Below are 3,060 nucleotides of genomic sequence, written 5' to 3' on the forward strand. Positions count from 1 at the left end.
GATTGGAGGAAACATTCTTATGATAAAGCAAGGAGGAGCTAACCGCCCACCCCCTTCTTTTGACTTGACTTTATGGATGTATAGCAAACATAATTTAAATATGAGGGGGGAGAGGCTTAGAACAATAGCTTCAATATCTGCGGATAATGCAAATCACCTCGACCAATCTTACAAAAGAGAATCAAATCAATTCAATGAAAATCAGAATATAGAAAACACTGTTTATTGTTGCTGGGGGGGGGGTAACCCTACACTACTCACCGATCCGTCCTCCTCCGGAGTTCTTTCCAAGTCAATGAAAATACTGAATTAAGATAGGAGAAATGATGAAATATTTACTGATGATGCTCGTGCTCATTGCGGTAACACAGGTAACAGCCACAGGTGTTTATGATGTTATAGAATCACTTGCTGAAAGAGCTGAAGAAGCTTCAACTTCTTCAGAAGTTGAAGTAGTTGAGCTTTTCCATGCACAGTCACCAGAGGAACTTGAAGCTGCCTTAACCGATGGCTACCCCATGCCCTGGCTTGAAGAGATCCTTAATGATGAGAGTATTCCGGAAGAGGACAGATACTGGCTTGACTGCAGAGTAAGGGCGCTTATTGCCCAGGATCTTCATCTGTTCTTCAACGAAGACGGTGATCCGGTCCACATTGAAGCGGACTGGATAGGTCCTGGAGAAGATTACTGGCGGGAACACATGATGGTCAATCCTTCAGATGAAACCGAAGTTCCAGAAGAAGAACCTCCAGATACGTTTCTTGTTGGAGAAGATATTTACCTCGTTGATTTAAGTCCAAACAATAATGAAACCGAGGCTCCGGATGAGAATCGTCCAACGCCTCGGGTTGCTGGAGAGCCCGGCTATATCCTTGATCTTTATGGCAACAGGGTTGGAGAACTTGCTACCGTCCACAGCTTTGTTTCTCTTTCTCGTGATGCAAGTATAGCCGCAATACAAAGTGGTAGCACACCAGCAGGAGGTATAGCACTTCCATGGGCATCTTTCGCGTGTTTCATGTATCCGGATGGAAGCTTCAGGGAAATATCATTTGACAGGAAAGGCTATTACGAAGAAGTGATAAGTGCTAATGGCAAAGTGATAGCCTTTTTGTGCACTTCACCTTCTGGAATGCATGACCCGCAAACCTTCGAGCGAACAGATGTAACAGGAGAGGTTTACTTTTACGATACGGACGGCAATCTGATACACAGCGTTTCTCCTCCAGTATTACTATTTGGAGGAAAAATATCTGCATACGGCAGGTTCTTCTGCGGTAATCTATGTACTGGAGATGTATTTCTCGTTAATTGTGCACAGAACTACTCAACAAGTTTGTTCACTGATAGGAGTAATTTCAATTTTAATCCTAATGGAAACTATCTGTGCTTAGGTGGTCATTCTTCCGGACTAGTTATCGATCTCGATACTTTCGAAGCAATGTGGGAAGCTGATGCGCGAATAGGACAGTATGACTATGTAAGAGTAAATTGCTCAAACAATGCGGAATGCATAGCCTCAACAACCAGGCATGGTCATAATCCTGATTATTACTACGAACTTGAAGTATTCCTGTATAACGAACTTGTTTACACAGAAGTATTTGAAGGCTTCCATCGCGGGATAACAATTATGTCACCCAACGGGCATTTTCTGCTGAGCTGTATGCAAGATCTTCAAGTACGTGATTCCAGTATGCAAACCATTATCAAGCAGGTCAAAAGGGAGGGATCAGAATGAAAAGACAAATATCAAACAATCTGATACTTCTCGCGATTATTGCTTCGTTTTCCAATACAGGTATATGCAATGATCCTGACCCAGAGACTCCCTGGCCAATTGGCTTTAATACATCTGAGATGGGGATATCCAGAACTCTGATGAATTCATACGGTAACATGAATGGTGCGTGGGAAGACTCATGGTTCCATGCAGGTATAGATATCGATGCTACAACCGGTGACCCGGATTGCAATGAAGTCCGCTGCATGGACGATGGTTATGTAACAAGAGTTGATTCGGTTCTAATTGCTGGTTCCGATTCGTTGTACCAGTGGCAAATAATTATCTGTGATGAACTGGGCGGTGCAGTTCCGCGCGGATGGGCTTATGGACATCTAACAAAACCATTGTTCGGTGTTAATGATCCTATTGCAGAAGGAGAATTAGTCGGCTACATGAACGAGAATGTAGATACTGTTCATTTGCATTTCGTGTGGACCGGCTGGAACAATTATGATTTCTCTTATTGTAATCCGTTGAAATATCTGAACCCAGATCCATCACTAAGTGAAGGCTATACGTGGGAATTCAATCCTGAGGGGCATAATCCTTCATTTCAGTACTTCTTCCTGCCGCAAATATTCTATGCGGCATGGGATACCCTTAGTGAAGCTGAAGTATACGAATTATTCGGGACATGTGGATTTCTTTTTCGGCATTGGGTTACGCGGCGATGGAATGCCAGGTGGAGAAGGTGATGGCAGTAATGACCTTGCTCCGCAGAAGATTAAATGGGATATAGTTCGTGAATTTCCTGGTGGTGATGAAGTACTGGACACGAATTATGTTTTCGATTTTGATTGCATACTTTCTGCTGTTCCAGGTGTAGATGCCGCGCCCAAGATACTTTATTTCAAGTATGGTGTTTTATTTCGTTATACAGTTCAACTACTCTGCCTTAGTAACTGTACCGATACAGATGATTGGAATGGTATACAAACCATTAACGAAGGAAGCTGGAAAACGAATGTCGATTGTGAGGGCTCAGAAGATACAGATAATCCTGTCTTAGCATCGTTTCCAGATGGTCCATACAAGATAAACGTATTCAGCTATGCCTACGATATTACACTAGTTGATACCGCATCAATTAACATCGAGCTTCACAATTTCGCCCCTGTTGTCGAGGAAGTAATTGTTTCCGGTTCTACCGGAGAGATCTATCATGCCGAATGGACAGCCAGTGGGCTAACTCCTCAACTGAACGTTACAGTTGATATCCCTGTTAGTAACAGCGAGATTCTTGATGTGACAGTGATATTTTCCGAGCCCATGA

Annotated in this window: 4 protein-coding genes; all 4 read left to right on the forward strand. The window is 43.0% G+C overall.

The window, feature by feature from the left end:
• Positions 1–313 (forward strand): hypothetical protein (locus K8R76_06610; GenBank protein MCD4847845.1); only part of this gene is annotated, 313 nt, incomplete at its 5' end.
• Positions 314–326: 13 nt separating this feature from the next.
• A complete protein-coding gene (locus K8R76_06615) occupies positions 327–1,742 on the forward strand; it encodes a hypothetical protein (protein MCD4847846.1) in 1,416 nt (471 codons plus the stop codon).
• The gene (locus K8R76_06620) at positions 1,739–2,482 is read left to right on the forward strand and encodes a M23 family metallopeptidase (GenBank protein MCD4847847.1); all 744 of its coding nucleotides are present in this window, start codon (positions 1,739–1,741) and stop codon (positions 2,480–2,482) included. The genes K8R76_06615 and K8R76_06620 overlap by 4 nt, the downstream gene beginning before the upstream one ends.
• Positions 2,463–3,060, forward strand: a 598-nt coding sequence (locus K8R76_06625) for a hypothetical protein (GenBank protein ID MCD4847848.1), incomplete at its 3' end; no start/stop codon positions are given. The genes K8R76_06620 and K8R76_06625, both read left to right, overlap by 20 nt.

The sequence above is a fragment of the Candidatus Aegiribacteria sp. genome (genome assembly GCA_021108435.1).
Lineage (GTDB): Bacteria > Fermentibacterota > Fermentibacteria > Fermentibacterales > JCC-6 > Aegiribacteria.

Excerpts from the sequence above, each read along its gene's own strand:
- K8R76_06620 (MCD4847847.1), top strand. The coding sequence starts at position 1,739 with ATGAAAAGACAAATATCAAACAATCTGATACTTCTCGCGATTATTGCT.
- K8R76_06615 (MCD4847846.1), top strand. The coding sequence starts at position 327 with ATGAAATATTTACTGATGATGCTCGTGCTCATTGCGGTAACACAGGTA.